Raw genomic sequence first — 24,861 nt, 5'->3', positions numbered from 1 at the left:
TGGGAGCATAAGCTCCCATTCTATATCATTTACAAAAACTAGAAAGAACGAGTTAGACGTCCCAGTTCTCTTCATCAAAAGTACGTACGAATGCGTTCATATCTCTCATCTCCGTTACTCCGCTAGTAAGTAAACCTACCAACCAAAATCTTTTTGGAGCTTCATAAGCCCATCTAGAGGGGCTCACGTTACCATGATGATTTGGGCTTAACAACCACTTTTCAACATGTGCCATGTGTTGGCGTTGCTCCTTTCTTAAACATCATTATAACACATTATCAATAGATTTTAACGATTGTTGAGCAGCCTTAATCACATCACTAGCTATCATACGAATACTGACGAGCTCACCCTGTACAATGCAGCTTTTAGCTGCATTGTACAGGGTGAGCACTGATCACTCAATACATTGATACGATTTAAGCTACGTGACTGCGTAACCACTCTTATCACAATAGACAGTAAAATTCGTAACGAAAAGCAGAATTTTACGCGACTTCTGCAATTACTGATTTGTGCGTCCAAGCATCCATTTCCAAAGTAGTGCCAGTCATTACTAGGCACCCTTCGATAAAGCTTTCAGCCATCATCAACTTCTGCCTGACACTACCCTCTGAGATTTTCCACCGACGCGCTATCGCCGACTTTGAAACACCGTGACGGTAATGCAGCATAATCACACCAAGTTCCTTCTCGTCCCGTACCTTCTTCAGTCGCCCAACAGCGCCATCGATGATGATTCCATCATTATCGCAACAGGATGGTTTATTCTTGCTTGTGTCTTCCAACAGCCCCTTAAAACCAGCGGCAATCGGTGAGTAATCAACACCACTGTTGTCCTTTGCCCACTGGCCCCAACGCTCTAATACCAACTGGATATCTCTCATATAATTTCCTTGATGATTATCTCGCCGGCATTACCCCCAGCGTTTGGTTACGCGGACATCCCAAACAGCGCAATCCTCAGAGTAGATGGCGTCCATAAGGGCTGTTAGTAGGTTGTCTGCATCTGGTTTCTGCTTATGCGGCTTACCCGCCATCTCAGCGCGTTTCTTCTTGCTCCAGCTATCTGGCATCGGCATGACGAAAGTCACGTGATAGCCGCTCTCAGGCAGCGATATCCGGTTTAATCTCACTTCGTCGCAGAATGCCCGATAGCGGAGAACTGGCGGGCGCTTGGCCCACCGGTCTCTTTGTGTTTGGCGTGGTTTTGGGATTGGTGTGATTAGGTATTCCTTCACGAGATAGCCCCCATACCAACCGAGTAGTCAAAGAACTGCGCGAACAGGTCCGTTTGGCTACCATTTTCCGCTTCCCACGCAGTTGGGTTGTCATGCAGGTTGCGGTGGCAGGTACGGCACAACGGGATTGTCAGGTAGTCACTTGGCTTGGTGCCCATACCGCCAAGACCATGCCCGATAATGTGGTGAGGGTCATCAGAGCGCGCTCCGCAAGCACAGCAAGGCTGAGTCTTTACCCAGCGGGTATATTTGCTGTCCTCAACGCGTATCAGTTTTGGCCTCAGCATGAATGCCTTCGGCGGCTCAGGGTCAACGGTGAAACACTTAACAGCCTGCTTAGCGATGATTTCATTAACCGATGGCATACAGTCCATATCGGACTCTTTGCGGGTGCCCGTAATGACTTTTGGCTCAGGAATGTTGGTGACAGTGCGCGCCACGTCCTCTGGGATCAGATCGAATACGCCTGACAGCATCGCCCACAGCATCAGTTCAGGGATCGTTAACTGCCCATCAGATTTCAGGCGATGCTTGGCTGTTGCCACAATCCAACGAGCGGTATTGCGGGCGGCGATTCTGTCCAGCTTTTCAGAGTTAACACCCTGTTTGTAGCACCCAGGGCAAATGCGAACGGCAGAATGGCCTAAACGCTCAGTGTCCAGAATTGTTGATGGGCGTTCATGTTTCTTGTACTGGCATTTCGTGAACTGAGTAGCCCAGGCTTCAATAGCGTTGATGCCGCCACAAGCGTTCGTAACCCGCTCATGCTGGAAGAATGATTGCAGTCGTGGGTCATTTGCAATTTCATGCTCTACCGCAGGAAGAATGCCCTCTGGCGTATCCTTGAACTCTTTTGGCAACGTTGAAACCATGACACGCCCCGTCATGTGTAGCGCTAGTTCATCATTCACAGGGATCAGGGCAATCCCCATATCACGCTGTAATGCTGCTTTGACAATCGCTCTCATGCCTGTGCTCCTGTCATTGCGTAGGCTCTGGTTAACATTGGACGCCATTTCTGACGTGCTCCAGCCTCTTCAACATCTCCAAAACCGTTCTTGCGAGCCTGCTGCTGAGCGCGTTTTTCTGCGGCGTTTACTGGCATACCTGCATCACGAATTAGGCGGTCGAAGGACTCTTCGAAATCTATTTTTGGAATATCACCAGCAGGCGGATCCTGACGTTGTTGCTCGACGGCATCGGCCATTGCAGCTTTGCGAGTGCGCTGGCTGTTCCAGGTGTTGGCCGCGGCCAGGTAGCCGCTGAAGCGTACCGGGTCAAAAATCATCTTGGCACTGAGCATGTGCCCCATTTCTGGATTGCTCAGCAGCAGGCTTGCACGGTGTTCTGCCACCAACTTCAGTTCTTCCACGGTGTTCCCTTCCGTCAGGCGTTCGGTAATTTCCAAAAGCGTGCTGACACGCTTTGGTGTTTTGCCGTTGATTTTCAGATTCAAAAAATCCAGCACTTCCCCAGCCATGCCCGAAGTGTCCATCGCAGGTTGTTCGCTCTGGGGGGCTATAGGGGGTTTTTCTTTTGGTTCAATGATAGGTTCAAGAGAGTGACTGGTTCTGGTGCCATCAGGTGACATAGGGGGTGTGCTTTCTGACGACATAGGGGGTGCCACCTGCTGACATAGCCCTGTGCTTTTTGACGGCATAGGGCTATGCTTTTTGACGGCACAGGGGGCTATGCTTCCTGCTGACACAGGGGTGTCCAACGTCAGGTAGTAAAGATTCGAGGTATTACCTTTGCCGTTGTTCACGCCCAAACGGTTCTCTTTTGTGATTAAACCCATCTTAATCAGCGCCTCTATGTGCGCCCTCACAGCGCTTTTACTGCACTCGCAGTGGTCAGCGACATGCTGATATGAAGGCCAGCATTCACCCTTATCGTTTGCGTTGTCGGCTATCTTGATCAGCACCAGCTTGCGCAGTGGATTACCCACTTTGATGCTCATAGCCTGCGCCATCAGATTCATGCTCATACTTCGACTCGCTTAAATTTTTCTTTAAATCGCTCAAGTGGCTGCATGCATTCATACGGGTAGCCCTCTCGCATAAAAATCACCTGTTGCGCCGCCCGATCCCAGCGAATGACAGTCACGCGATTACCGTGATCATCAAGGTATGGCCGGTTTAATGGGACGGATTGGCTCATGGTTAACTCGCCATCAGTTCGGATGCATAGCGCTCAGCAATCCACTGAATACCGCGGGGCGTTACCCTGGTCTGCGTAAAGGCGTGACCAGACTGCTCGGCGGTACCAGTTTTGACAGTGAAGTTTCCTGAGTGATGATGGCTGGCATACGGCAACAGATTCCCAGACTGACGGAACAGAACCTTGTCGCGGATAAGAGCGTCGATCATGGCTCTTTCTGGCATGTTGAGAACCTTGGCCGTTGCGCGGAGGCTTTTGGAACCAGCGCTTTCGACGTAGTGATCTACAAAAGCCACTTTCGGGGCATCTTCCTGAACCTTCTGTTGAAGCACAGCTTTTTGTTCAGCGATATCAGCGGCCAGTCGCAAAGCTTCAGGGAGGGTCTGCGGCAATGCCGGGCCCCGTTTCTGTTTCAGAATTTCAAGAACATTGCGGCGGACAGCCTTAGATTCGCGCATACCAACCAATGCAGCCTGATCGTTGGAAATGCGGAGTTGCTCCGACTTTGTTCCGTTCAAATTTTGAACTACGAAAGTTTCGTAGTGGTCACCTTCAAGCTCATCTTTCACACGCAAAACAAAATCGTTGTTACGTACCGGCTTCTCTCCATGAACAGAACGCGCCTTATTGATAATCCCCAGAAGCTCATCAGTGCCGATGAAATCGCCACCAGCCAGAGCAACGTTATTGCCAGGTGCTGGACTGTTTGCCATAATCAGGTTCTGGTTTGTCATATCGACCTTGCTATGGTTGTTTTGATAGTTCATGACATTCCTCTCTTAGTTAGAAAAGTGATGGCCGACCAGTTGCAGCTGTTCGGCTTTTTTTCTTCCCTGATCCCGGCTTCTCGTCCTTTGTACAGCTCCCCAAGACATACCGCCGAGCCATTGAGAGACAGTCGTCATACATCGCACCTTTCTTGCTCGCCTGTGACTTCCGGCGATACAGATCCGCTGCGTGATGCCCCCCCACAACCGCCAATGCCTCACTGAATCCCTCAGCTATCAGTTGCTTCCTGACGTTGTCGTAAACAAAAGTGTCCCAAGCCATTTAGTCCCATCCCAGCGGCTCTGGCCGCATGCGTTCAGCCTTCATTCCAATCTCTGCCAGCGTCTCCATCGAAAAGAGATAGTCACGGCGAACAAGAACCGCGCCAGGCGGAGCTAGCTGGATCCCCAACTCCGTCAACAATCGGCAAAATTGCTCAATTTGGCCGCCCTTTCCCTTCCACCGGCTAAGCGTCGACTCATCTACGCTGATTGCATCCGCCACTGGTTTTTGCCCAACAGACGAAAGGCGATTGAGAATCAAGCCCTCCATTTCAACTGGCTTGAGTTTTGGCAGTTCTGACTTGCGTGCTATTGCATTGTTTTCCATTGATAATTGTCCTTGTTAAGCAGCAGATAACTCCGGCCAAATCTTCTGCCAGTCATCTGGACGAAGATCCTGTCGGGCAACTTTGCCGTTTGTTGCTGTTTCGATCTCAACGCAACGTGCAGGTGAAATTGAGCACCGGCCAGAAGCCATCTGAGATAAATAGGAGCTGGAAACAAACAAACGCTCAGCAAGCTTTTTTGCCTCTCCCCGCTCTAGTTCGTCGATGTATTGCTTTAGTTGCATAGGTCACCTCATAAGTTAATTGAAGTTTATTGAACACTAAACTAAACGTCAAGTATTTGCTTGTTTAGTAACTACTACGCAGAATGGAAAAATGAATACGACAGAGAATCGGCGTGAACGCCTGAAGGCTTGGTTCGCAGATAAGACGCTACCAGCCAATGAAAAAAGCTACCTATCTCAGTTAATGACGGGTAAGGCTTCTTTTGGTGAAAGAGCGGCAAGACGCCTTGAAACAACTTATGGAATGCCTGTGGGGTTTCTTGATGACGTCAGCGACGACCGATTATCACAGCAGGAAAACTCAAATTACCGGATCGAAGTCCTTGACGTACAGGCGAGCGCTGGGCCAGGAGTGATTAATAGCGAAGTGGTTCAGACAATACGTTCGATTGAGTATACCGATGAGCACGCGTCGATGATGTTCGGCGGTAAGCAAGCTTCACAGGTAAAGATGATCACCGTAGATGGTGACAGCATGGCCGGGACTATCGAACTCGGGGATGCGATTTTTGTTGATGTGAGCAAGGACTACTTCAGCGGAGATGGCATCTATGTATTCCTGTACAAAAACCATCTTCATGTGAAAAGACTTCAGATGCTGCCTGATCACCTGCTTGTTCACTCTGATAATGCACAGTACACCGACTGGGCAATCACCGAAGAAAACGAACACAAACTCAAGGTTATAGGTAGGGTGCTATTGAGCCAGTCGCAGGCATTCAAACGTCACGGATAGCTATAGGATGAAACCGATAATATTGAGTAAGCATGTTTCGTTGTGCAGAGCATATCTGGATAAAACTACAGATTCCCTTTATGGGAATTGTGTCTATAATTCCCAAACGGGGAACTTGCTGAGAAGATGGATGTCAGAGGATTAGACAAAATTCACGATTTCTGCAGAAAACATAACCAAGCTAAAGGCCCCCTTACAGCTTGGAAAGATGAGGTTAATCGTGCTGTGTGGAAAACATCACAAGATATCAAACGCAGATACGCGTCAGCCGACTTCATAGCAGATAATAAAGTGATTTTTAACATAAAAGGCAATGATTACCGCTTGGTTGTTCAAGTCGTTTACATCGCTGGAGTTGTAATCATTGAACGTATTGGGACACATGCCGAGTATGATAAGTGGAGGTTATGATGGCTCAGATTAGTTGGAAAATATTTAAAGACCATAACGACTACACTCGTGGCATGGATCGGTTCTTACAGCTTGCCAATAGTGATCTTACACCAGGCACTGACGATTATGATGAGTTCGAAATGTTGAACCTTCTGATTGGTCATTATGAGAATAAGAATTATTCAATTGAAACTCCTGATCCCATTGAAGCGATTAAATTCAGAATGGACCAACAGGGCTTGTCTCAAGCAGATATGACGCAATTCATTGGCCCTGCATCAAAAGTTTCGGAGGTTCTTAACAGAAAAAGACCACTTAGCCTTTCAATGATAAGGCGTATCCATGACGGTCTTGGAATCCCGGCCGATATCTTGATCCAAGATATGAGCGCCATAGAATGGAATTTGGTCGATGTGGTTGAAAAAGAAGTTAATGTTACAGGTAAATTATTGCAATTCTGCACTGCGATTATGACACCAGGATTCGATCGTGTTTTCCCTGAACATTTTGTGGCTGCAGCGTCGCTAAGTATGTCTCCCCAACAAAAAAGAAACACAGACCCAAGACGAGGAGAGACAGGTATGTTTAAACAGCTTACTGAACTGGGTGGGTACTTTACAGCACCAGTTTATGAATTATCTGAAGAATTACAAATTGACAGGGATTTTTCATTAATATCATGAAAATAGAACTTATTGGTAAAAAAGTCGCATCACTTACTCTCCAGCCATTGGAAGGCGAGTCGTCTAAAAAGACAATGACTGCTAAGGTTACCTTAAACAATGAGCTTTATTCTAATGTTAAAGATCCAAAGGTATTTAGGGTTAGATATCACGCACTTGTAACCATTGAGTCAAGACTACAGATCGAACTCACATATGACTTTGATTTTAAATCAGAGGAAGATTTTTTAGAGGAAGTTGCTAAATCTGATGAGGTCAGAACGTCAGTGCCTTCTATGGCGTATCCTTATATTAAAGGGTATGCAGAACAGCTGATTAGCATGTCTGGACTTGGCAACTATAATTTGCCATATTTCGACTTTTTCAGTGAACCTCTGGAACCCAATAAGAAATGATAAACCCTGCTACCCGGCCTCAGAGCCGGGTTTTTTATGACTAAAACCCTTCATCTAACTGCTCTATCGCCAGCTTAGTTGGTAAATTCAACTCCCTGGTTTCTTCCATGATCTGCCAGTGGATTTGATTAAGCTGGTATGCCACCTGTGCGCGGCATATCTCGTCGCCATTCTGCTCCAACATCAAACAAGACTATCCCACTATCCCGCACGCCTCGTCCTAAACCAGATCTGAATCTGGGTCTGCCATAGTCGTCTTCGTACAATTTCCACTCGAAACACCCGCAGGGGCCACCAAACCATCCCCTGCAAGTAAATTCAAAAAAACTAAATTCTCTAAACACTCAATAAGTTAACGATAAACTGCAAGTTTATGTTTAGTGTTTACTTGACGATAAAGTTTATTATTTATTAAACTCATTTCATCGACAGCAACAACGTCACCCCAAACCACCGGGACGCTCTTTAACAATCAGAACCGCATGACAGGCTAACCGCCGCGCCCTGGCAAAACGAAATAGCGCCGGTACGGATACCAGGCAGGTAGGCGAATCGCTTGAGGGCGATAGCTTACGTAGAGGATTACGCAGTGGGAGGCTGACAGGTCATGCAGTGAACTTATAAAGCGTCCTCTGGGGCGCTTCATTAAGACCACTACAGCGGAGAGTTACACGATGGCACACGCAGACGTAGCACAGCAGATCGCGCAATTCAAAAAGGTAGCACCGGCTATCGTCGGGAACGTAAAAACACGCATTACAAACGACATGGCAGCCGAAAAAATCATGCAAGTCATTCAAGACGAAATTCTGAGTTTCTTCACGAAGCAACAGCAGATGACTGTTGAATACGTGACTTTCAACGAAGACCAACGCGCCAACTTTGCCGCACTAATGTACACCCTGCTTGAGCCGTTAGCGGGTGCATTTAAAGGAACAGTAAACCCTAAATACGCGGCCTATGTAGCCGCCACAGGGAAAACTGGCGCACGTAATTTCATAGTAAACGCATAGCACCCACCGCGCCCTACGGGGCGCACCGAGGCAATCATGTCCCTGAAACTTCAAAATGACCAGGCCCTGCTTCAGTTCTGGTCGCTGGTAAACCTGCACGCCCTCTTCCCTGAATGGGAAATTAACATCGACGCGGACAATGGCACTGTAGCCCTTGAATATGACGATCTTCCCCAGTTCGAAGGCTGGGATCCTCACTTACAGGTGAATTAATCATGAGCTTAAACGGATGGAAGGCGCTGACATACAGCGTCGTTATCGGCCTGTTTCTGTGGGCCACTACCATTGCAGGCTGTGTCTACATCGCCGGGTAATACCGGCGTCTCACTTATCTGGTGGCGTATCGTTCCGGTTCTAATTTTAACCCACACAGTATAAATCCCCGGTTCGGTGCGCCACCAGGTGCGTGAGTCATCACGAACCTGCTCAGTACCACTTCCCTTGTCATCCTTTGCCCCGCTCGCCGGGGCTCTTTTTTACATCAATAAAGGTGCTGCCCACAGCTCCAGAGTGCTGGAACCGTAGGGAAACCGAGCGCGTGCATCAACTCAGGCAGTGCCTTTACCCATGTAAATTTCATTGAGAGGACATGTCATGCATACCATTGCCCAGATCACCTGTGAGCACTGCCAAAAACAGCGCGAAAGAACCGAGTGTAATTTCGTGACCGTTCAGCGTTGGGAAGGTGGTAGATATAAAAACGTGAGCATTCTGGTGTGTACAGACACCTGCTCCAGTTTCTACGTCACCCGTAACAACATTAAAACCCTGCAGCGCCGCCTTCACACAATGCAACGGAGGTCAGCATGGTGAGCCTAAACGCACGTATTCAGCATAAACACGACCTCACAGGGGGCGATTTCGCCCCTAAACGTCACCACGGTAAACACCTCTTCTACCTGCTCATTTTTACCTTGTTCCTGCTCACTGCTGGCGCTGTCTGGAGTTAATCATGGTAATAAAAATCAAGCGCTACAACCCTGATTTCTCTCTGAGTATTTCCCATGAACTTGCTTATATGCGTGAAACCCCGGAGGGCGGCTACGTGGCACACGGCGACTATGCAACTTTGTTTTCTGAGCTGGAGTTGGTGAAGGCTGATCGCGATGCGCAGCAGAAACGAGCCGATGCGCTGGCTGTGGAGAATGCGGCGCTGAAGGAAATGAACAGCAGCTTGTGCTCTGAGCTACAGGAGTATGAAAGTGATAACGACGATTTCGGCCCAGCACCGCAGTCGGTTGTTAACTGCTTCGCGCTGCTAACGCCAAACACTGACGCCGCCCTTGCCGCTATCGAAGCGCGGGGAGTTGAGAGTCTTGCCGCTTATCTGTGGAAACGCAGCAATGAACTTGTTGCTGAAGGCGGAAAAAAATCAGAAGTCATCAATATTCGTGTCTCAGCAAAAATGGCTGAAATGTTCTCTGCCGAGCTGCGGGAGGCCAAATGAAAGAGCGCCCAGTGATTTTCAACGGTGAAATGGTTCGGGCCCTTCTCGAAGGTCGAAAGACGCAGACGCGCCGGGTTATCGCCAATGTAGGCGCTGATAACTGCATTCCGCTGCAAAAGCAAACCAAAACTAAAGACGGGATTTATACGCACGTCATGGATGCACCAATGTATGGGTTATGCCCATTCGGACAGGTAGGCGATCGGCTGTGGGTGCGGGAAACGTGGCAAGGCCCGTTGGTCGATGAAGAGCGTTTCGAAGATTACCGAGCCAATGCCGACAAGTTTCAAACCCCGGAATTTTGCGAGTACGCCGCCGATGGTGGTGCACGCCCTGAGTTTTGTGATTTGGACGACAACGTCCGCCAAGGCTGGCGCCCATCAATCCACATGCCGCGCTGGGCCTCACGTCTCACGCTGGAAATCACCGCCGTACGTGTCGAGCGGTTGCAGGACATCAGCGAGGCAGATGCTATCGCCGAGGGTGGCACCAAGCATTTCAACATTGATTGGTTCGGGCCGCTGTGGGCTTCCATCTACGGGGAGGAAAGCTGGAACGCTAACCCTTGGGTCTGGGTAATCGAGTTTCGTCGCGTGGGAGGTAGTGATGCCAGCAAATGAAACCAACCTCAACGGCAAAAGCATTCTCGACATGTGCTGCGGCTCCCGGATGTTCTGGTTCGACCGCACAGATCCGCGTGTTGTGTTCGGTGACATCCGCGACGAATCTTATGTGCTTTGTGATGGACGCCCTTTGCGTATCAAACCCGATGTGCTGCTGGACTTCCGCGCACTGCCATTCGATGACGAGCAGTTTAGTCTGGTTGTGTTCGATCCTCCGCACCTTAAGTTTGCCGGTGAAACCAGCTGGCTCCGAGCCAAGTATGGCGCACTCAACCGAGATACATGGCGCGATGATCTGGCCAAAGGTTTCAGCGAAGCATTCCGGGTACTTAAGCCAATGGGAACGCTGATTTTTAAGTGGAACGAAACGCAGATTAAAACCAGTGAAATTCTCGCACTGACTGACCAGAAACCTACGTTCGGGCATCCGTCAGGAAAGCGAGCTAACACTCACTGGATCGCGTTCTTCAAAGACTCCGTGGAGGCCCAGCATGGCTAAGCTGACTAAAGCGCAACGCTCAGTATTGAGGGAAAAGTTCGGCGGCAGGTGCGCGTACTGCGGTTGCGTGCTGCCAGAGAAAGGATGGCATGCCGACCACGTCGAACCTGTTATGCGTGAATCAGAGCAGGACATGGCGGCAGCGGCTAAAGGCCAGTTCAAGCTGAAGGTCACTGGCAAGGTCTTGCACGAAAACCGAGACTGCATAGAGAACCTCAACCCAGCATGCGCACCGTGCAATCTGTTCAAAACGACATTCAGCCTCGAGACGTTCCGTGAGCAGATAGCGACACAAGCAGAACGAGCGCGTCAGTACAGCGTCAATTTCCGTACCGCTGAACGCTTCGGGCTAGTTGAAGTGAAGGAGGCTCCAGTTGTTTTTTGGTTTGAACGGGCCGAATCCCTGGAGAAAGCATCATGAGCAATGAAGATCTAATCGCGGCTGCGGTGGAGTTGGCCGGTAAGTTTTACTCCGCGCAGGGATATATCCATCGTCCAGGATTCAAGTATTACGAATCACCTCACCCGGCAGAAAAATTGGTGTGGGAAATGGCGTGTGATGCATTCGAATTTATTCGTGGTAGCGATGTGCGTGATGCGTTGGCAGAAATTGAGGATTACGAGTGATGGACAATAAGCTGAGCGAACTGAGCAAGCCTGTTGCGTGGTTTCTAGGAACCAAAGAATGCAAAAACTTAACAACCAGCGAAGAGTACGCTAATTGGTACGTTGAGAAGATGAGCACAGCATCCCCGCTCTACTCGCAAGAGTACGTATCCGCCCTGCTGGCAGAGCTGGAGGCCGCTATGAAGCAAAATCAGGAATTAGCGAGGCAGTGTGGGAGATTGGGAGCCAGAGCAGCAATAGCTGAGCGTAAGCTGGCAACGCCGTTGCAGTTGACTGATGAGCGGACACTATGGGCGGGTGAAGATGATTATGACACCGGCCATGTTAAAGGCTGGAATGCCAACCGCATTGAACAAGCCGCACTGCTGAAAAAACAGGGCTTCACCGTAGAGGGGGATGAGTAACTATGGAATTATCAGAGCAGATTGCAATAGCAGCCATCAAGGCGGCAAGCGATATCACCGTTGCGAAAATTAACGCCAAGGGCAACAAGTTCGATGGTTACACAAGGCCTATGAACTGGTTCAAGCAGTCTCTTGCTGAAGTCGTTGAAGCGATGGAAAAAGAAATGAAGGTGAAACCATGACACAGACACTAACGACTGAGAGATTGAAAGAGTTAGCCGATCCGAACATGATTTGTAAGTGCAGCTGGGATGAATACAAATCAATGGCCCGCGAACTCCTAGCTAACCGGGAGTCGCAGCCTGTGGGGTTCTATACCACTGTATCTGGCCGAGGAGGTGTGGTTTGGCATAACGGTGCGCCTGCAGATGACACCGCCATTTACACCGCCTCGCCAGCGCCAGCAGTGCCGAAGGATATACCGGAGAGTGTGTATTCGATCCTTAGTTCGGCATGTGGGGATTCCGCATGTTTGGTGGCAGATGAATTATGGAACGCCTGCCGCGCCGCAATGCTTGCAACAGCACCAGAGGGTGGGAATTGACTCCCGTTCACGCTTAATTATACTGTATGTATACACAGTATTTTTAAAGGTGAATATCATGGGTTCAAAGGATATCGGCTTTGACGTCGTCTACAGAGGCGAAACAATCACTTATATCAGAGAAGGCCGCTGGGTTTTCTTCCAGCGACTCAAGGAGTATGGCGGCGGCTACTGGCTCGGACGAACCTATCACGATGCGTTCATATTCGGATTAGAGCGGCCTACGTCGCTGTTTGAAGGTATCCAGTTCATTTTAGCGATGGAAATGGCCGAGAGTAGCTTTACTGTATTTGATGACGATTTCAAACTGACTTAAGAAGGAAACTACACGTTGCTCTTAATGCCTGACGACAACGAAATACTCGCACGGCTCAGCGCTACCGGATCCACCCCTGATTCGGTTGCAAACCTCCTCCGCTGCGCCGGTTACAAAGGCATGACCGGCATAGCCATCCGCAGACGATTACAGAAGCTGGAAAAAGAAAAAGCTGTTCAACGCGTTCGCCGCCCAGACATCAAAAAAATCTGCTGGGCACCAACCACAAAATAACCTTCCCCACTGGTAAAAATGAAACCTCGAATTCCGCAACGAATCAGCATCAAAGCTGAGGGGGTTCTGTGCGCCTTCAGAGCTGGTAAGAAGATACCAGCACGAACCTATCAGCATAACCATTTAACGCTTCCAGTGGCCCGCTGCTGGCGATTGCTTTCAAAAGACAATGGTCACTCATGGAAAGTTATGAGTCACGAAAAATACAACGTAGAGATAAAGAAATGAGCGAAAAAACGAATTATGACTTTTTAAAATTCTTGGTGAAAGACACCGGCTATTACGATGTTGTTGGGCACCTGGAAATCCTGCAAAAGGCATTCCCTTGGTCAGAGATTGACATAAAAATCGTCAGACGGCTTCGCAGGCAAATTTCGGAGTCTAACCATGTAGTTTGTGACTCCTACATTGCCAGAAGTCGCCAAAAGGCAATGAGGGTTATATCTGTAGATCCCCGCTACGAGATACACGCAAAAGCACCTTCGGACAAACTCCGGGACAGAATAGCCGATAGCTACCTCACCTATGGGCATGAAACAGAAGCTCGCGCAATACTGCTCGTCCAGCAATTAAATAAGCTTTTAGCCCCAGTAACCCACCAGCGCGCCTACTAACACCGGAGCATCATCATGACATTTGGATATAAAAACTTAGCGCACCAGGCCGCTGAGGCAGAACGCCGTGCCCATTATTCCGACGCGGCCAGCATTTGGCTTAAAGCATATGAGGTAGCACGGGCTGTCGATGTGGTGTGGGTGCAAATTCGCATCGATTTTTGTGTCAACGCGGCATCGCGAAACTGGGGCAGATGACGATGACCTATCAACTTATCTATGCTGACCCTCCGTGGAGTTACGGCAACACGATCAGTAATGGTGCTGCTGATAACCATTACAGCACAATGAACATAACCGATTTAAAACGGCTCCCTGTATGGACCGCCGCAGCACCAGATAGCGTTCTTGCAATGTGGTACACAGGCAATCACAGCCAAGAAGCGATAGCGCTGGCCGAAGCGTGGGGGTTCAGCGTCAGGACGATGAAGGCCTTCACGTGGGTAAAACTGAATCAGCAGGCCGAACTACGGATCAATAAAGCGCTAGAGCAACAAACCATCTTCGACTTTACCGATCTGCTCGACATGCTCAATGCTGAAACCCGGATGAACGGCGGCAATTACACCCGCGCCAACTCTGAGGACGTGCTGATAGCCGTTCGCGGACAAGGCATTGAACGTGCCAGCGCCTCCATTAAGCAAGTGGTGTTCAGTTGCCTTGGTGAGCACAGTCAAAAGCCGTGGGAGGTTCGTCGCCGTCTCGAAATGCTTTATGGCGACGTTTCCAGAATAGAACTGTTCAGCCGGGGCGATGCGCCTGGTTGGGATCATTGGGGGAATGAATGCCCAGTAAACAGCCTGAGCCTGATTCCCTCAGTGTTCAGAAAAACCTTCTCCGTAGCACAGCCCGAGAACTTCTAAACGAATTCGAATCCCCCACCAACAAATCCACCTTTCGACAGCTACTCGACAAACACGCAGTAAAGATAACCCCCTACTGGCCTAAAACTCCACCGGTATGGCTGCGCCTTTGCTGCGAAGTCCATAGGGTTCGTGAAGGGAAATAACAGAGGCATAGATGGATAAATACAGCCTTACAAAGGATGAGGCTTGCGCTTTTCTGGGTGTATCCGCGCCAACACTTACAGCGTGGATTCGCTCAGGGAGGCTATCAGCCACCCGCAAAGATCCAACCAAACCAAAATCTCCTTACCTCATAACCAGAAATGCATGTATTGCCGCACTCAACATTCCGATCCACACTGTTCCGGTGAGCGCGGCTGATACGACAGAGGAAACACCATGTCTATCTTCCGTAGAGGCCAAACCTGGTACGCGAGTTACTCGCAACCGGGCGGCCAGCGTATTAAGGAAAGCCTTGGCACAACGGACAAGCGCCAAGCACAGGAGTTGCACGACAAGCGAAAAGCAGAGCTTTGGAGAATAAATCGTCTGGGAGAAATGCCGGATGTAACTTTCGAGGAAGCCTGCTTGCGCTGGCTAGAGGAAAAAGCAGACAAGAAGTCGATTGACACGGACAAGGTGCTAATCGGCTTCTGGCTGAATTATTTTGAAGGTATGAAATTGAAGAATATCACGGAAGCGAAGATTTATTCGACCGTGAGTAAAATGACAAACCGGGTGCATCATGAGAACTGGCGCAGAAGTGCCGAGGCTCTTGCTAAACAAGGCAAGGAAGCCCCGGAGTTCAAACATAAGCCTGTTTCTGTTGCTACCAAGGCTGCCTATCTGGCGTTTATGAAGTCCCTTCTAAGAGCCGCAGAGCGTGAATGGAAATGGTTAGACCGAGCGCCAATCATCAAAATCCCCCAACCTAAAAACAGGCGGATCAGATGGCTAGAACCTCATGAAGCACAACGGCTGATAGAAGAATGTCCAGAGCCGTTGAAATCGGTTGTTAAATTCGCTTTGGCTACAGGGTTGAGACGCTCCAACATTCTCGACCTTGAGTGGTCACAAATCGACATGCAAAGGAAAGTAACCTGGATACACCCAGAACAAAGCAAATCGACCAGGGCAATTGGCGTTGCCCTGAACGATACAGCTTGCAAGGTTCTTCGTGACCAGATTGGTCGCCACAGCAAATGGGTTTTTGTTCACACAGAACCAAAAACCCGATCTGACGGAACTATTGCACCGGCGATGAGAAAAATGCGCGTTGATTCGAATACAGCCTGGCGGTTGGCGAAAAAACGTGCGGGTATAGAAAACTTCCGATTTCATGACCTGAGACATACATGGGCAAGTTGGTTAATTCAGTCAGGAGTACCATTATCAATTTTGCAGGAAATGGGAGGTTGGGAGTCGATAGAAATGGTGCGTCGGTATGCTCATCTTGCGCCAGATCACTTAACTGAACATTCCCGCCAAATAGATGCAATTTTTGCGGAGTGTGTCCCAATTTTGTCCCACCACGAAAATTTAGACGGGACAAATAACGGCTAAGTATATGATTTTAAATGGTGGGTCGTACAGGGTTCGAACCTGTGACCAATTGATTAAGAGTCAACTGGTCTACCAACTGAGCTAACGACCCAACGGGTTAAATTATTCGCCTCCCCACCTCGAATGTCAAACGCTTACACTCATTAGTTTTTTTCATGCGATATTTTTAACCTCTTGTTTTATCAATGAGATAAGTCACATTAGGGCTATTAATCTGCTACGAGCCAGAGTAATCTTCCGCCCCCAAGACGTCCGATTTGCCTCCGCAGTGTAAAGAACAATCGACTTTTATCCCTCGCATAAATGTTGTAAACATGTTGCACAAAGGTGGCGTTATTGCACTACCTTACTAAAGCCGGGAAAACCGGATAATCGTATAAAAAAGAGCCACTTCAGAGCTCGCTATTTCACTCATGACAGGTAAAACAGGACATCATCAGATGGTAGATCAATCTAAAATAGCCGCAGAGGCATCGCCAGAATCAGAAGATCATCTACGGCGAAACCTAACCAACCGACATATTCAACTGATTGCCATTGGTGGCGCTATCGGTACCGGTCTGTTTATGGGTTCTGGAAAAACCATCAGTCTGGCCGGGCCTTCCATCATCTTCGTGTACATGATTATCGGCTTTATGCTGTTCTTCGTGATGCGAGCCATGGGCGAGCTGTTGCTCTCCAATCTTGAATACAAGTCCTTCAGTGATTTCGCTGCCGACTTGCTTGGCCCTTGGGCTGGCTTCTTCACCGGTTGGACCTACTGGTTCTGTTGGGTCGTCACCGGTATCGCCGACGTAGTGGCGATTACCGCCTACGCGCAATTCTGGTTCCCCGGACTGTCACAGTGGATCGCCTCGTTGCTGTGTATCTTGTTATTGCTGGGCCTGAATCTGGCAACGGTGAAGATGTTTGGTGAGATGGAATTCTGGTTCGCGATGATCAAAATCGTCGCCATTGTTGGGCTGATCGTAGCCGGGCTGGTAATGATCGCTATGCAATTCCAGTCGCCTACCGGTACCGTCGCATCGTTCTCACACCTGTGGAATGACGGCGGTATGTTCCCGAAAGGCATCAGCGGCTTCTTCGCCGGTTTCCAGATTGCAGTGTTCGCCTTTGTCGGCATTGAACTGGTGGGTACTACCGCAGCTGAAACCAAAGATCCTGAAAAAGTGCTGCCACGCGCCATCAACTCAATTCCAATCCGTATCATCATGTTCTACGTATTCGCTCTGATCGTGATTATGTCGGTCACACCATGGAGTTCAGTGGTTGCCGACAAGAGCCCGTTCGTAGAACTGTTCGTGCTGATTGGTCTGCCTGCAGCAGCCAGCGTGATCAACTTTGTGGTGCTGACCTCCGCGGCCTCTTCCGCCAACAGTGGGGTGTTCTCCACCAGCCGTATGTTGTTTGGTCTGGCACAGGAAGGCGATGCACCGAAGTCGTTCGCTAACTTGTCCAAAAGAGCAGTACCGGCTAACGGCCTGACCTTCTCGTGTATCTGCCTGCTGGGTGGCGTGGTGCTGATTTACCTGATCCCGAACGTCATGACGGTATTCACGCTGGTCACCACCGTTTCGGCAATCCTGTTTATGTTCGTATGGACCATCATTCTGTGTTCGTATCTGGTTTATCGTAAGCAACGCCCGGCGCTGCACCAGAAATCGATCTACAAGATGCCAGCCGGCAAACTGATGTGCTGGGTATGTATGGCGTTCTTTGCCTTTGTACTGGTACTACTGACACTGCGTGATGACACCCGTCAGGCGCTTATCGTCACGCCGCTGTGGTTTGTGGTGCTCGGTCTGTCCTACGTGTTCCTGCGCAAGAAGAAAGTATCTTAACGCTCTTCAGGGGGATAGTTCACTGTCCCCCTGACTCCTCTCTGCCGGTGCCTAACGCGGCCGGATCCCATCGATAATCACTCTCTGCACGTTTTCCACCGTCTGCTGAAAAAATGCCTCATCCTCTAAGGTCTTACCGGTCACAGCTTCTACCTGCACCCAAAAATCGGCATAGTGCTGGGTGGTCGCCCACAGCATGAAAATCAGATGGTGCGGCTCTACCGCTGCGATATGGCCTTCGGCAATCCAGCGCTCAATCATGGCAGACTTTTCGTCCACCAGCGCCTTCAGCCCACCTTGCAGTTCCTGTTTTAGCAGCGGTGCGCCTTGGATCATCTCCAGACAAAAAAGCCGTGAAGCCTGCGGATGATGGCGAGAGACCTCAAGTTTCAATCGGATATATTCACGAATAGCCTGCAAAGGTTCCTGATCGGCACGTAGCGCCTTTAACGGCGCCAGCCACACCCCGAGAATGCCTTTCAACACCGCAACATAGAGCTCTTCTTTGGAAGGGAAGTAATACAGCAGATTGGTTTTGGAGACGTCGGCGCGTTCCGCCACCTGCTCCAGGCTAGTGCCATGAATACCGTACAGCGAGAAAAACTCCAGCGCCGCGTCCATGATGGTGCTGCGTTTTGCGGCCACCGCACGCGAGCGGCGTGTGGGAGGTTTAACGGCTTGTGGCTTCACTGCGGCTCCTTGGCGCAACATAATTCGAGCAAGCATAACAAAGCCGTCAGGTGAAACCCACGCTTTTGCCTACCCCTTCCGAGTGATTCTTTGCACCTTTAATGCGCAGCAACGCCTGTTTTTTGTGCAGCCATTTTTGACCAAATGGTCTGTTTTAGACCGTTTGCTCAACCAAATCATCACGCTTTAAAAACAATCAATTGATAATCAAGTCATTTTTAAAACTGGCACTGGGTTTGCAATAACCACCGTATCCCACGCTGCCAACAGAACATATTCAGGCAACGTGCGTACCGCTCTATTCGCAGACCCGAGGTGTTCAAATGAAAATTGGCGTATTTATTCCCATCGGTAACAACGGCTGGCTGATATCCAGCAATGCACCACAGTACAAACCTACGTTTGAACTCAACAAAACCATCGTGCAGAAGGCCGAGCACTACAACTTCGATTTCGCTTTGTCGATGATAAAATTGCGCGGCTTCGGCGGTAAAACCGAGTTCTGGGATCACAACATGGAATCCTTCACCCTGATGGCCGGGCTGGCTGCCGTCACCTCACGCATCAAGATTTACGCCACGGCGGCCACGTTGACCATGCCACCAGCGATTGTCGCTCGCATGGCCTCCACCATTGATTCAATCTCCAACGGGCGCTTTGGCCTGAATGTGGTGACCGGTTGGCAAAAACCGGAATACGAGCAAATGGGCATGTGGCCGGGTGACGATTACTTTGGGCGTCGCTACGACTATCTGGCGGAATACGTCAATGTACTGCGCGATCTGTGGGGCACGGGCAAATCCGACTTCAAAGGCGAGTTCTTTCAGATGGACGACTGCCGCGTTAGCCCCCAACCACAGGCGGACATCAAGGTGATCTGCGCCGGACAAAGCGACGCGGGCATGGCCTTCTCGGCTAAATATGCCGATTACAACTTCTGCTTTGGCAAAGGCGTCAACACGCCAACCGCCTTTGCACCAACCGCTGCACGCTTGAAAAGTGCCGCCGACAGCGAAGGTCGCAGTGTGGCCTGCTATGTGTTGTTTATGATTATTGCCGATGAAACCGACGAGGCCGCCCGCACCAAATGGGAAAGCTATAAAGCCGGGGCCGATACCGAGGCGCTGGCCTGGCTAACCGAGCAAAGCGGCAAGGACACCAAATCCGGTGCCGACACTAACGTGCGTCAGATGGCGGACCCGACCTCTGCCGTTAACATCAATATGGGTACGCTGGTAGGTTCCTACGCCAATGTGGCACGCATGATGGATGACATCGCCACTGTGCCCGGTACCGAAGGCGTGCTGCTGACCTTTGATGACTTCGTCAAAGGGGTGGAAGACTTCGGTGAGCGTATCCAGCCTCTGATGAAAAGCCGCGCCGACGTTTGCCCGCAGACCGCTACAAACCGCGAGGTGGCATGATGAAAATTGTCGAGAGCCAACCCGTAGTACGCCGTCAGTCACCGTTGGTTGGAAGCACAGTAACCCTGCCCGCCCGCCCGGAGGCCATCGCTTTTGCACCGCAGGAAACTGCATTGATCGTGGTCGATATGCAAAATGCCTACGCTTCGCAAGGCGGTTATCTGGACCTTGCCGGTTTTGATGTTTCCGCCACCGCTCCAGTGATCGCTAACATTAAACGTGCCATCAGTACCGCGCGCGCGGCTGGCGTTAAAGTGATCTTCTTCCAAAACGGCTGGGACAACCAGTACGTCGAAGCTGGCGGCCAAGGATCGCCAAACTGGCATAAATCCAACGCGCTGAAGACCATACGCAAACACCCAGAACTCATGGGTAAACTGCTGGCCAAGGGCGACTGGGATTACGATCTGGTTGACGAATTGCAACCACAGCCGGGCGATATTGTGATCCCGAAACCACGTTACAGCGGCTTCTTCAATACACAGCTCGACAGCCTGCTGCGCTCTTATGGCATTCATCATCTGGTGTTTACCGGCATCGCCACTAACGTCTGTGTCGAATCTACGCTGCGCGACGGCTTTTTTCTCGAGTACTTCGGCATTGTGCTCGCCGACGCCACGCACCAAGCCGGGCCGCTCTTTGCTCAGCAAGCTGCGCTGTACAACATCGAGACCTTCTTTGGTTGGGTATCGGACGTCGACAGCTTCTGTGATGCACTTTCCACCCCACTCAGCCAAACGGCATGAGTTTTGCCTGCCCTAAGGCGAACAAAATCATTCACCAGGAGCACAACGATGCCAAAAACAATAATTACACCACCGGGTACCGGTAAACCGCTTGCGCCATTTGTCCCCGGTACATTGGCCGACGGCGTGGTTTATGTCTCGGGTACGCTGGCATTCGATAAAGACAATAACGTGGTGCATGTCGGTGATGCCGCAGCACAAACCCGACACGTGCTGGAAACCATCAAGACCGTGATTGAAACCGCCGGCGGCAATATGGATGACGTAACCTTTAACGCGATATTCCTCACCGACTGGCAAAACTATGCTGCCGTCAATCAAGTGTATGCCGAGTACTTCCCAGGCGATAAACCGGCTCGCTACTGCATTCAATGCGGATTAGTGAAACCGGACGCACTGATCGAAATCGCCACCGTCGCCCATATCGGTCGCTGAGCCAACATCCGTAGAGGATCGAGCATGTACTTTGAGATTTTAGGAAAAGACACGTCACTGGCTCCAACACTGGTCCTTTCCGCTGGACTGGGTGGTGCAGGCAGCTTCTGGCAACCGCAGATTGACGCGCTGAGCCAGCATTTCCAGGTGGTGGTTTACGACCATTTCGGTACCGCCAGCAGTAAAGGGAGGGTGCCGGAGGGTTACAGCATGGCCGATATGGCGGATGAAGTGGCACAGTTGCTGCGCAGTCTCAGTATTGAACGTTGTTATTTCGTCGGCCACGCGCTTGGCGGCATGATTGGCCTGCAATTAGCACTTACCCATCCGCAGCTGGTTGGCAAACTGGTGGTGGTCAACGGCTGGACCACACTGGACAGCCAGACCCGACGCTGCTTCAACGTGCGCCAGGATCTGCTCCTCAACAGCGGCGTGGAAGCCTACGTACGTGCCCAACCTCTGTTCCTGTTCCCCGCCGACTGGCTGTCACAGCACGACGTTCTGCTGGATGACGAGTTACGGCATCAGACTGCGCATTTTCAGGGAACGGAAAACCTGCTGTGCCGCCTGAATGCCCTGATGAATACTGATTTCCGGCCATATTTGGCAGACATCACCACTCCGACATTGGCACTGTGTTCCCGCGACGATCTCTTGGTGCCCTATCACTGTTCGCATCAGCTGGCAGCAAGTCTGCCAAACGGTGAACTGGCAGAGATGGCGTACGGCGGCCACGCCATGAGCGTGACCGACGCAGATAACTTTAATCGCATCTTGCTGGATTGGTTGTTGAAAACACAAAACGCCAAAACCAGTCTCGTACACTAGACCCGGAGAAACCTCATGCAAAGCCAAATGCTGCTTGCCGATGCACCGCCACTGCCGCAGCCCGTCGAAAAACAGGACTTCCGCAACGCCATGGCGCGCCTGGGTTCGGCAGTCAATATCATCACCACTGATGGCCCTGGCGGTCGCGCCGGTTTTACTGCCTCAGCCGTATGCAGTGTCACCGACACACCGCCCACATTGTTGGTGTGTTTGAACCGATCTGCATCTGTCTATTCGGTGTTCAAGCAAAACCAAACGCTGTGCGTCAATACACTGGCGGCGGAACATGAGTCGCTGTCGAATCTGTTCGGCGGTAAAACACCGATGGACATGCGATTCTCTGCGGCGCGCTGGTCTACGCTGGCGACTGGTGCGCCGATGCTGCACGGTGCGATCGTATCTTTCGATTGCCAGATTAGCCAAATTGTCAGTGTCGGCACCCACGACATTCTGTTCTGTCAGGTCGTGGCGCTAACGCGTAATGATGACAGCCACGGTCTGGCCTACTTCGATCGTCGCTATCATTCTCTGCTGAAACAGTGACTGCAAAATAACAGCCTGAAGCACACTCACCTGCACCTCAAACCTGCCCCACACAATTTTGGAGATGACGATGGCGAATACCTGGTTTCCTCAATGGCGCATGAAACAAGGCAGTCTGGACGGTGCAATCGTCGCACCCGATGAACGATTACCGCTTGCACAGACGCTGGTGATGGGTTTACAGCATGCGGTGGCGATGTTTGGTGCCACAGTTCTGATGCCACTCCTGATGGGTTTTGACGCCAACCTGGCGATTTTAATGTCCGGCATCGGCACGCTGCTGTTTTTCCTGGTGGTTGGCGGCCGGGTACCCAGCTATCTCGGTTCCAGTGCGGCATTTGTCGGGTTGGTCATCACTTTGACAGGATATAGCGGCCAGGGTGCCAACCCCAATATTGCGCTGGCGCTCGGCGGTATCATCGCCTGTGGACTGGTGTATCTGTTGATCGGCTTTGTGGTGATGAGCGTGGGGACACGCTGGATAGAACGTCTGATGCCACCGGTGGTAACCGGTGCCGTGGTCATGGCGATCGGGCTGAACCTGGCACCTATCGCCGTACGTAGCGTATCGGCTTCTCATTTTGACAGCTGGATGGCAGTAGTCACCATTCTCTGTATTGGATCGGTGGCGGTATTTACCCGCGGATTGATGCAACGGCTACTGATTCTGGTGGGGTTGATCGCCGCCTATCTGATTTACGTGGTGGCAACCAACGGTTTTGGACTTGGCAAACCGGTTGATTACAGCGCATTGAGCCAAGCAGCCTGGTTGGGATTGCCACAATTCACCGCGCCAGCATTTAACCTGCACGCGATGCTGCTGATCGCCCCGGTAGCGATTATTTTAGTGGCAGAAAACCTCGGGCATGTGAAAGCGGTAGCGGGCATGACCGGACGGGATCTCGATCCTTACATCGGCCGCGCTTTCGTCGGTGATGGGCTGGCTACCATGCTATCCGGCTCTGTGGGCGGTACCGGGGTGACCACCTATGCTGAAAATATCGGTGTAATGGCGGTGACCAAGATTTACTCTACGCTGGTATTCGTCGCAGCAGCGATCGTGGCGATCGTATTGGGCTTTTCACCGAAGTTCGGCGCGCTGATTCATACGATTCCCGGCCCCGTGCTGGGGGGGGCATCGGTCGTGGTGTTCGGTTTAATTGCCGTCGCTGGCGCACGCATTTGGGTGCAGAACAAGGTGGATCTTGGCGACAACGGTAACCTGATTATGGTGGCGGTTACGCTTGTGCTGGGCGCCGGGGATTTTGCCTTGACCATTGGCAACTTCACCATGGGCGGGATAGGCACCGCCACATTCGGTGCCATTATTCTCAATGCCCTGCTGCGCAAGCGTAAAACATTGCCACTGGCGGACAGTCCCATACGTTAATGAATTACCGTGGCCCGAAGATCGGGCCTTATTCAGCAAGTGCTGCCGCTTTTCCTTTGCGGCGTATGCGCAGTTCGCTGACCAACACACCCAACACGATTAACGCACAACCTAACAAAGCGATCCCAGGCAGACGCTCACCGGCAAGGCGTCCAACCAGCCCTGCCCACACTGGCTCCCCCGCGTAAATGACGGTGGCACGTGTCGGTGAAACACTGCGCTGTGCCCAGTTCATCGTCAGCTGAATGATGGCACTGGCAAGCCCCAGCCCGACCGCGCTGTAGAGCAAATAATTGGAGTATGGCGGCACAGACTCACCGGTCGGGACCATCATCAAGAACGCAGTCATCGAGGCTGTCGCCAATTGCACCACCGTTACCCGTTTAACATTGACCTTGCCTGCATAGGCACCAATTAAAATGATCTCGGCAGCCATTCCCAACGTACCAATCAACGTCAGTACCTCACCAATGCTGAGTGTCATATCAGTGCTGCTCGGTGCTGCCAGTAGCATCAAACCGGTGAATGCCAGTAACACACCGACCCACGCCATCACGCCGGGGAAACGCCCCAGCACGAGCCATTGCAACAACGGTACCATCGGCACATACATGGCGGTAATAAACGCCGACTGGCTGCTGCTGATCGTCTGTAGTCCTACCGTTTGCAGGCCGTAGCCGAACATAATGGCAATGCCGATAAATACGCCCGCTTTCAGCTCATACCAGGTCAGCCCACGCATAGCCCGCAGGGAAAACACCATCAATACCAATGTGGCAGCGGCAAAGCGCAACCCCACGAAAAAGAACGGGCCGCTGACCTGCATTGCGTAATGTACCGCCAGGAAGGTACCGCCCCAGATCATGGTGATGAAAATCAACACCGCTTCCTGCCGCTTTATTGTGGGTATAAAGGTGGAAATAAAGGATTTTTTTACTGCAGACACCGGCTTGCCCTTCCTGCTGGGTGCAATATAATGCACAGATCCTGCCAGTATGAGGTAAAGC

Annotated in this window: 37 protein-coding genes, 1 tRNA gene and 1 pseudogene; 28 read left to right on the top strand and 11 right to left on the bottom strand. The window is 50.9% G+C overall.

Annotated features, from left to right (window positions below; all coding sequences use genetic code 11):
- Positions 1–488: 488 nt before the first annotated feature.
- The 8 genes from SGBXF1_RS08920 to SGBXF1_RS08885 form a co-directional block, all read right to left on the bottom strand.
- Entirely contained in the window at positions 489–887 is a 399-nt protein-coding gene (locus SGBXF1_RS08920; protein ID WP_186428204.1) for an antiterminator Q family protein, read from the bottom strand.
- Between the two features lie 30 nt (positions 888–917).
- Entirely contained in the window at positions 918–1,040 is a 123-nt protein-coding gene (locus tag SGBXF1_RS23820) for a RusA family crossover junction endodeoxyribonuclease (protein WP_238321041.1), read from the bottom strand.
- 197 nt (positions 1,041–1,237) lie between these two features.
- Positions 1,238–2,209: a DUF968 domain-containing protein gene (locus SGBXF1_RS08910; protein WP_186428202.1), complete on the bottom strand. Its 972-nt coding sequence runs from the start codon at positions 2,207–2,209 to the stop codon at positions 1,238–1,240.
- On the bottom strand, positions 2,206–3,228 hold the full coding sequence (locus tag SGBXF1_RS24035) for a helix-turn-helix domain-containing protein (protein ID WP_186428201.1): 1,023 nt from the start codon (positions 3,226–3,228) through the stop codon (positions 2,206–2,208). Before SGBXF1_RS24035 ends, SGBXF1_RS08910 begins: the two co-directional genes overlap by 4 nt.
- Positions 3,225–3,401 (bottom strand): DUF4222 domain-containing protein, encoded by a 177-nt coding sequence (locus SGBXF1_RS08900; protein WP_186428200.1) that lies wholly within the window; start codon positions 3,399–3,401, stop codon positions 3,225–3,227. Before SGBXF1_RS08900 ends, SGBXF1_RS24035 begins: the two co-directional genes overlap by 4 nt.
- Before the next feature lie 2 nt (positions 3,402–3,403).
- Positions 3,404–4,168, bottom strand: coding sequence for a phage antirepressor KilAC domain-containing protein (locus SGBXF1_RS08895; protein WP_238321016.1), 765 nt, complete (start codon positions 4,166–4,168; stop codon positions 3,404–3,406).
- Positions 4,169–4,451: 283 nt separating this feature from the next.
- Complete coding sequence (locus SGBXF1_RS08890; protein WP_186428199.1) at positions 4,452–4,778, bottom strand: CII family transcriptional regulator; 327 nt, start codon at positions 4,776–4,778, stop codon at positions 4,452–4,454.
- A gap of 15 nt (positions 4,779–4,793) precedes the next feature.
- Positions 4,794–5,021 carry a transcriptional regulator gene (locus tag SGBXF1_RS08885; protein WP_037419424.1) on the bottom strand — a complete coding sequence of 76 codons (228 nt, stop codon included), beginning with the start codon at positions 5,019–5,021 and terminating at the stop codon, positions 4,794–4,796.
- A 91-nt stretch (positions 5,022–5,112) separates the two neighbouring features.
- Here SGBXF1_RS08885 and SGBXF1_RS08880 point away from each other — a divergent pair, with 91 nt between their 5' ends.
- The 21 genes and pseudogenes from SGBXF1_RS08880 (at position 5,113) to SGBXF1_RS08785 (ending at position 15,957) form a co-directional block, all read left to right on the top strand.
- The gene (locus SGBXF1_RS08880) at positions 5,113–5,757 is read left to right on the top strand and encodes a S24 family peptidase (RefSeq protein WP_186428198.1); all 645 of its coding nucleotides are present in this window, start codon (positions 5,113–5,115) and stop codon (positions 5,755–5,757) included.
- A 126-nt stretch (positions 5,758–5,883) separates the two neighbouring features.
- Positions 5,884–6,168, top strand: a complete 285-nt coding sequence (locus tag SGBXF1_RS08875; RefSeq protein WP_037419418.1) for a type II toxin-antitoxin system HigB family toxin — start codon at positions 5,884–5,886, stop codon at positions 6,166–6,168.
- Positions 6,168–6,833 carry a helix-turn-helix domain-containing protein gene (locus SGBXF1_RS08870; protein WP_186428482.1) on the top strand — a complete coding sequence of 222 codons (666 nt, stop codon included), beginning with the start codon at positions 6,168–6,170 and terminating at the stop codon, positions 6,831–6,833. The genes SGBXF1_RS08875 and SGBXF1_RS08870 overlap by 1 nt, the downstream gene beginning before the upstream one ends.
- Positions 6,830–7,228: a hypothetical protein gene (locus SGBXF1_RS08865; protein ID WP_186428197.1), complete on the top strand. Its 399-nt coding sequence runs from the start codon at positions 6,830–6,832 to the stop codon at positions 7,226–7,228. Before SGBXF1_RS08870 ends, SGBXF1_RS08865 begins: the two co-directional genes overlap by 4 nt.
- 674 nt (positions 7,229–7,902) lie before the next feature.
- Positions 7,903–8,241: a hypothetical protein gene (locus SGBXF1_RS08860; RefSeq protein ID WP_186428196.1), complete on the top strand. Its 339-nt coding sequence runs from the start codon at positions 7,903–7,905 to the stop codon at positions 8,239–8,241.
- Between the two features lie 36 nt (positions 8,242–8,277).
- Positions 8,278–8,454 carry a hypothetical protein gene (locus tag SGBXF1_RS08855; protein WP_186428195.1) on the top strand — a complete coding sequence of 59 codons (177 nt, stop codon included), beginning with the start codon at positions 8,278–8,280 and terminating at the stop codon, positions 8,452–8,454.
- Positions 8,455–9,047: 593 nt separating this feature from the next.
- Positions 9,048–9,191, top strand: a complete 144-nt coding sequence (locus tag SGBXF1_RS08850; protein WP_186428194.1) for a hypothetical protein — start codon at positions 9,048–9,050, stop codon at positions 9,189–9,191.
- Positions 9,192–9,193: 2 nt separating this feature from the next.
- Positions 9,194–9,688, top strand: a complete 495-nt coding sequence (locus SGBXF1_RS08845) for a hypothetical protein (RefSeq protein WP_186428193.1) — start codon at positions 9,194–9,196, stop codon at positions 9,686–9,688.
- Complete coding sequence (locus SGBXF1_RS08840; protein WP_186428192.1) at positions 9,685–10,308, top strand: ASCH domain-containing protein; 624 nt, start codon at positions 9,685–9,687, stop codon at positions 10,306–10,308. Before SGBXF1_RS08845 ends, SGBXF1_RS08840 begins: the two co-directional genes overlap by 4 nt.
- Positions 10,295–10,810 carry a class I SAM-dependent methyltransferase gene (locus SGBXF1_RS08835; protein ID WP_186428191.1) on the top strand — a complete coding sequence of 172 codons (516 nt, stop codon included), beginning with the start codon at positions 10,295–10,297 and terminating at the stop codon, positions 10,808–10,810. Before SGBXF1_RS08840 ends, SGBXF1_RS08835 begins: the two co-directional genes overlap by 14 nt.
- A complete protein-coding gene (locus tag SGBXF1_RS08830; RefSeq protein ID WP_186428190.1) occupies positions 10,803–11,231 on the top strand; it encodes an HNH endonuclease in 429 nt (142 codons plus the stop codon). Before SGBXF1_RS08835 ends, SGBXF1_RS08830 begins: the two co-directional genes overlap by 8 nt.
- Positions 11,228–11,437 (top strand): hypothetical protein, encoded by a 210-nt coding sequence (locus SGBXF1_RS08825; RefSeq protein WP_186428189.1) that lies wholly within the window; start codon positions 11,228–11,230, stop codon positions 11,435–11,437. Before SGBXF1_RS08830 ends, SGBXF1_RS08825 begins: the two co-directional genes overlap by 4 nt.
- A complete protein-coding gene (locus SGBXF1_RS08820; protein WP_186428188.1) occupies positions 11,437–11,841 on the top strand; it encodes a hypothetical protein in 405 nt (134 codons plus the stop codon). The genes SGBXF1_RS08825 and SGBXF1_RS08820 overlap by 1 nt, the downstream gene beginning before the upstream one ends.
- A gap of 2 nt (positions 11,842–11,843) precedes the next feature.
- Positions 11,844–12,023: a hypothetical protein gene (locus tag SGBXF1_RS08815; RefSeq protein WP_186428187.1), complete on the top strand. Its 180-nt coding sequence runs from the start codon at positions 11,844–11,846 to the stop codon at positions 12,021–12,023.
- A 420-nt stretch (positions 12,024–12,443) separates the two neighbouring features.
- On the top strand, positions 12,444–12,701 hold the full coding sequence (locus SGBXF1_RS08810) for a hypothetical protein (RefSeq protein ID WP_186428186.1): 258 nt from the start codon (positions 12,444–12,446) through the stop codon (positions 12,699–12,701).
- A gap of 252 nt (positions 12,702–12,953) precedes the next feature.
- Complete coding sequence (locus tag SGBXF1_RS24030) at positions 12,954–13,163, top strand: ParE family toxin-like protein (protein WP_420329896.1); 210 nt, start codon at positions 12,954–12,956, stop codon at positions 13,161–13,163.
- On the top strand, positions 13,160–13,549 hold the full coding sequence (locus SGBXF1_RS08805) for a hypothetical protein (protein ID WP_186428185.1): 390 nt from the start codon (positions 13,160–13,162) through the stop codon (positions 13,547–13,549). The genes SGBXF1_RS24030 and SGBXF1_RS08805 overlap by 4 nt, the downstream gene beginning before the upstream one ends.
- A gap of 15 nt (positions 13,550–13,564) precedes the next feature.
- Complete coding sequence (locus SGBXF1_RS24025; protein WP_129939022.1) at positions 13,565–13,747, top strand: ANR family transcriptional regulator; 183 nt, start codon at positions 13,565–13,567, stop codon at positions 13,745–13,747.
- Positions 13,748–13,749: 2 nt separating this feature from the next.
- Positions 13,750–14,412, top strand: a complete 663-nt coding sequence (locus tag SGBXF1_RS08795; RefSeq protein WP_186428184.1) for an MT-A70 family methyltransferase — start codon at positions 13,750–13,752, stop codon at positions 14,410–14,412.
- Positions 14,413–14,569: 157 nt separating this feature from the next.
- Positions 14,570–14,704, top strand: a pseudogene (locus tag SGBXF1_RS23805) (helix-turn-helix domain-containing protein); the annotation flags it as partial.
- 89 nt (positions 14,705–14,793) lie between these two features.
- The gene (locus SGBXF1_RS08785) at positions 14,794–15,957 is read left to right on the top strand and encodes an integrase (RefSeq protein ID WP_130380070.1); all 1,164 of its coding nucleotides are present in this window, start codon (positions 14,794–14,796) and stop codon (positions 15,955–15,957) included.
- A 15-nt stretch (positions 15,958–15,972) separates the two neighbouring features.
- Here the strand turns inward: SGBXF1_RS08785 and SGBXF1_RS08780 are convergent.
- Positions 15,973–16,048: transfer RNA gene (locus SGBXF1_RS08780), tRNA-Lys, on the bottom strand.
- A 349-nt stretch (positions 16,049–16,397) separates the two neighbouring features.
- Between SGBXF1_RS08780 and cycA the strand changes: the two genes are divergently transcribed.
- On the top strand, positions 16,398–17,798 hold the full coding sequence (gene cycA / locus SGBXF1_RS08775) for a D-serine/D-alanine/glycine transporter (protein ID WP_037419378.1): 1,401 nt from the start codon (positions 16,398–16,400) through the stop codon (positions 17,796–17,798).
- A 51-nt stretch (positions 17,799–17,849) separates the two neighbouring features.
- Here the strand turns inward: cycA and rutR are convergent, their stop codons facing one another.
- Entirely contained in the window at positions 17,850–18,524 is a 675-nt protein-coding gene (gene rutR / locus SGBXF1_RS08770; protein WP_186428183.1) for an HTH-type transcriptional regulator RutR, read from the bottom strand.
- A gap of 287 nt (positions 18,525–18,811) precedes the next feature.
- Here rutR and rutA point away from each other — a divergent pair, with 287 nt between their 5' ends.
- From rutA to rutG, 6 genes are all read left to right on the top strand, one after another.
- Complete coding sequence (gene rutA / locus SGBXF1_RS08765) at positions 18,812–19,912, top strand: pyrimidine utilization protein A (protein ID WP_037419374.1); 1,101 nt, start codon at positions 18,812–18,814, stop codon at positions 19,910–19,912.
- Entirely contained in the window at positions 19,912–20,658 is a 747-nt protein-coding gene (gene rutB, locus SGBXF1_RS08760; protein WP_186428481.1) for a pyrimidine utilization protein B, read from the top strand. Before rutA ends, rutB begins: the two co-directional genes overlap by 1 nt.
- 48 nt (positions 20,659–20,706) lie before the next feature.
- A complete protein-coding gene (gene rutC, locus SGBXF1_RS08755; RefSeq protein WP_130380066.1) occupies positions 20,707–21,093 on the top strand; it encodes a pyrimidine utilization protein C in 387 nt (128 codons plus the stop codon).
- A gap of 24 nt (positions 21,094–21,117) precedes the next feature.
- Entirely contained in the window at positions 21,118–21,921 is an 804-nt protein-coding gene (rutD, locus tag SGBXF1_RS08750) for a pyrimidine utilization protein D (protein WP_186428182.1), read from the top strand.
- Between the two features lie 15 nt (positions 21,922–21,936).
- Positions 21,937–22,464 (top strand): NADH-dependent FMN reductase RutF, encoded by a 528-nt coding sequence (rutF, locus tag SGBXF1_RS08745; protein ID WP_037419366.1) that lies wholly within the window; start codon positions 21,937–21,939, stop codon positions 22,462–22,464.
- Between the two features lie 70 nt (positions 22,465–22,534).
- On the top strand, positions 22,535–23,854 hold the full coding sequence (gene rutG / locus SGBXF1_RS08740; RefSeq protein ID WP_186428181.1) for a pyrimidine utilization transport protein G: 1,320 nt from the start codon (positions 22,535–22,537) through the stop codon (positions 23,852–23,854).
- Positions 23,855–23,882: 28 nt separating this feature from the next.
- Here the strand turns inward: rutG and SGBXF1_RS08735 are convergent, their stop codons facing one another.
- Complete coding sequence (locus SGBXF1_RS08735) at positions 23,883–24,800, bottom strand: DMT family transporter (RefSeq protein ID WP_061807273.1); 918 nt, start codon at positions 24,798–24,800, stop codon at positions 23,883–23,885.
- Positions 24,801–24,861 lie beyond the last annotated feature (61 nt).

It is taken from the genome of Serratia grimesii (assembly GCF_900186025.1).
Taxonomy (GTDB): Bacteria; Pseudomonadota; Gammaproteobacteria; order Enterobacterales; family Enterobacteriaceae; genus Serratia; species Serratia grimesii.
Note: the sequence above shows the minus strand (reverse complement) of the source record. Positions and strands in the feature narration are given on the sequence as shown.

Bases quoted from the DNA above. Each gene is read 5' to 3' on its own strand.
- SGBXF1_RS08920 (WP_186428204.1), bottom strand. From the start codon at position 887: ATGAGAGATATCCAGTTGGTATTAGAGCGTTGGGGCCAGTGGGCAAAG.
- SGBXF1_RS23820 (WP_238321041.1), bottom strand. From the start codon at position 1,040: ATGGCGGGTAAGCCGCATAAGCAGAAACCAGATGCAGACAACCTACTA.
- SGBXF1_RS08910 (WP_186428202.1), bottom strand. From the start codon at position 2,209: ATGAGAGCGATTGTCAAAGCAGCATTACAGCGTGATATGGGGATTGCC.
- SGBXF1_RS24035 (WP_186428201.1), bottom strand. From the start codon at position 3,228: ATGAGCATGAATCTGATGGCGCAGGCTATGAGCATCAAAGTGGGTAAT.
- SGBXF1_RS08900 (WP_186428200.1), bottom strand. From the start codon at position 3,401: ATGAGCCAATCCGTCCCATTAAACCGGCCATACCTTGATGATCACGGT.
- SGBXF1_RS08895 (WP_238321016.1), bottom strand. From the start codon at position 4,168: ATGAACTATCAAAACAACCATAGCAAGGTCGATATGACAAACCAGAAC.
- SGBXF1_RS08890 (WP_186428199.1), bottom strand. From the start codon at position 4,778: ATGGAAAACAATGCAATAGCACGCAAGTCAGAACTGCCAAAACTCAAG.
- SGBXF1_RS08885 (WP_037419424.1), bottom strand. From the start codon at position 5,021: ATGCAACTAAAGCAATACATCGACGAACTAGAGCGGGGAGAGGCAAAA.
- SGBXF1_RS08880 (WP_186428198.1), top strand. From the start codon at position 5,113: ATGAATACGACAGAGAATCGGCGTGAACGCCTGAAGGCTTGGTTCGCA.
- SGBXF1_RS08875 (WP_037419418.1), top strand. From the start codon at position 5,884: ATGGATGTCAGAGGATTAGACAAAATTCACGATTTCTGCAGAAAACAT.
- SGBXF1_RS08870 (WP_186428482.1), top strand. From the start codon at position 6,168: ATGGCTCAGATTAGTTGGAAAATATTTAAAGACCATAACGACTACACT.
- SGBXF1_RS08865 (WP_186428197.1), top strand. From the start codon at position 6,830: ATGAAAATAGAACTTATTGGTAAAAAAGTCGCATCACTTACTCTCCAG.
- SGBXF1_RS08860 (WP_186428196.1), top strand. From the start codon at position 7,903: ATGGCACACGCAGACGTAGCACAGCAGATCGCGCAATTCAAAAAGGTA.
- SGBXF1_RS08855 (WP_186428195.1), top strand. From the start codon at position 8,278: ATGTCCCTGAAACTTCAAAATGACCAGGCCCTGCTTCAGTTCTGGTCG.
- SGBXF1_RS08850 (WP_186428194.1), top strand. From the start codon at position 9,048: ATGGTGAGCCTAAACGCACGTATTCAGCATAAACACGACCTCACAGGG.
- SGBXF1_RS08845 (WP_186428193.1), top strand. From the start codon at position 9,194: ATGGTAATAAAAATCAAGCGCTACAACCCTGATTTCTCTCTGAGTATT.
- SGBXF1_RS08840 (WP_186428192.1), top strand. From the start codon at position 9,685: ATGAAAGAGCGCCCAGTGATTTTCAACGGTGAAATGGTTCGGGCCCTT.
- SGBXF1_RS08835 (WP_186428191.1), top strand. From the start codon at position 10,295: ATGCCAGCAAATGAAACCAACCTCAACGGCAAAAGCATTCTCGACATG.
- SGBXF1_RS08830 (WP_186428190.1), top strand. From the start codon at position 10,803: ATGGCTAAGCTGACTAAAGCGCAACGCTCAGTATTGAGGGAAAAGTTC.
- SGBXF1_RS08825 (WP_186428189.1), top strand. From the start codon at position 11,228: ATGAGCAATGAAGATCTAATCGCGGCTGCGGTGGAGTTGGCCGGTAAG.
- SGBXF1_RS08820 (WP_186428188.1), top strand. From the start codon at position 11,437: ATGGACAATAAGCTGAGCGAACTGAGCAAGCCTGTTGCGTGGTTTCTA.
- SGBXF1_RS08815 (WP_186428187.1), top strand. From the start codon at position 11,844: ATGGAATTATCAGAGCAGATTGCAATAGCAGCCATCAAGGCGGCAAGC.
- SGBXF1_RS08810 (WP_186428186.1), top strand. From the start codon at position 12,444: ATGGGTTCAAAGGATATCGGCTTTGACGTCGTCTACAGAGGCGAAACA.
- SGBXF1_RS24030 (WP_420329896.1), top strand. From the start codon at position 12,954: ATGAAACCTCGAATTCCGCAACGAATCAGCATCAAAGCTGAGGGGGTT.
- SGBXF1_RS08805 (WP_186428185.1), top strand. From the start codon at position 13,160: ATGAGCGAAAAAACGAATTATGACTTTTTAAAATTCTTGGTGAAAGAC.
- SGBXF1_RS24025 (WP_129939022.1), top strand. From the start codon at position 13,565: ATGACATTTGGATATAAAAACTTAGCGCACCAGGCCGCTGAGGCAGAA.
- SGBXF1_RS08795 (WP_186428184.1), top strand. From the start codon at position 13,750: ATGACCTATCAACTTATCTATGCTGACCCTCCGTGGAGTTACGGCAAC.
- SGBXF1_RS08785 (WP_130380070.1), top strand. From the start codon at position 14,794: ATGTCTATCTTCCGTAGAGGCCAAACCTGGTACGCGAGTTACTCGCAA.
- cycA (WP_037419378.1), top strand. From the start codon at position 16,398: ATGGTAGATCAATCTAAAATAGCCGCAGAGGCATCGCCAGAATCAGAA.
- rutR (WP_186428183.1), bottom strand. From the start codon at position 18,524: ATGCTTGCTCGAATTATGTTGCGCCAAGGAGCCGCAGTGAAGCCACAA.
- rutA (WP_037419374.1), top strand. From the start codon at position 18,812: ATGAAAATTGGCGTATTTATTCCCATCGGTAACAACGGCTGGCTGATA.
- rutB (WP_186428481.1), top strand. From the start codon at position 19,912: ATGAAAATTGTCGAGAGCCAACCCGTAGTACGCCGTCAGTCACCGTTG.
- rutC (WP_130380066.1), top strand. From the start codon at position 20,707: ATGCCAAAAACAATAATTACACCACCGGGTACCGGTAAACCGCTTGCG.
- rutD (WP_186428182.1), top strand. From the start codon at position 21,118: ATGTACTTTGAGATTTTAGGAAAAGACACGTCACTGGCTCCAACACTG.
- rutF (WP_037419366.1), top strand. From the start codon at position 21,937: ATGCAAAGCCAAATGCTGCTTGCCGATGCACCGCCACTGCCGCAGCCC.
- rutG (WP_186428181.1), top strand. From the start codon at position 22,535: ATGGCGAATACCTGGTTTCCTCAATGGCGCATGAAACAAGGCAGTCTG.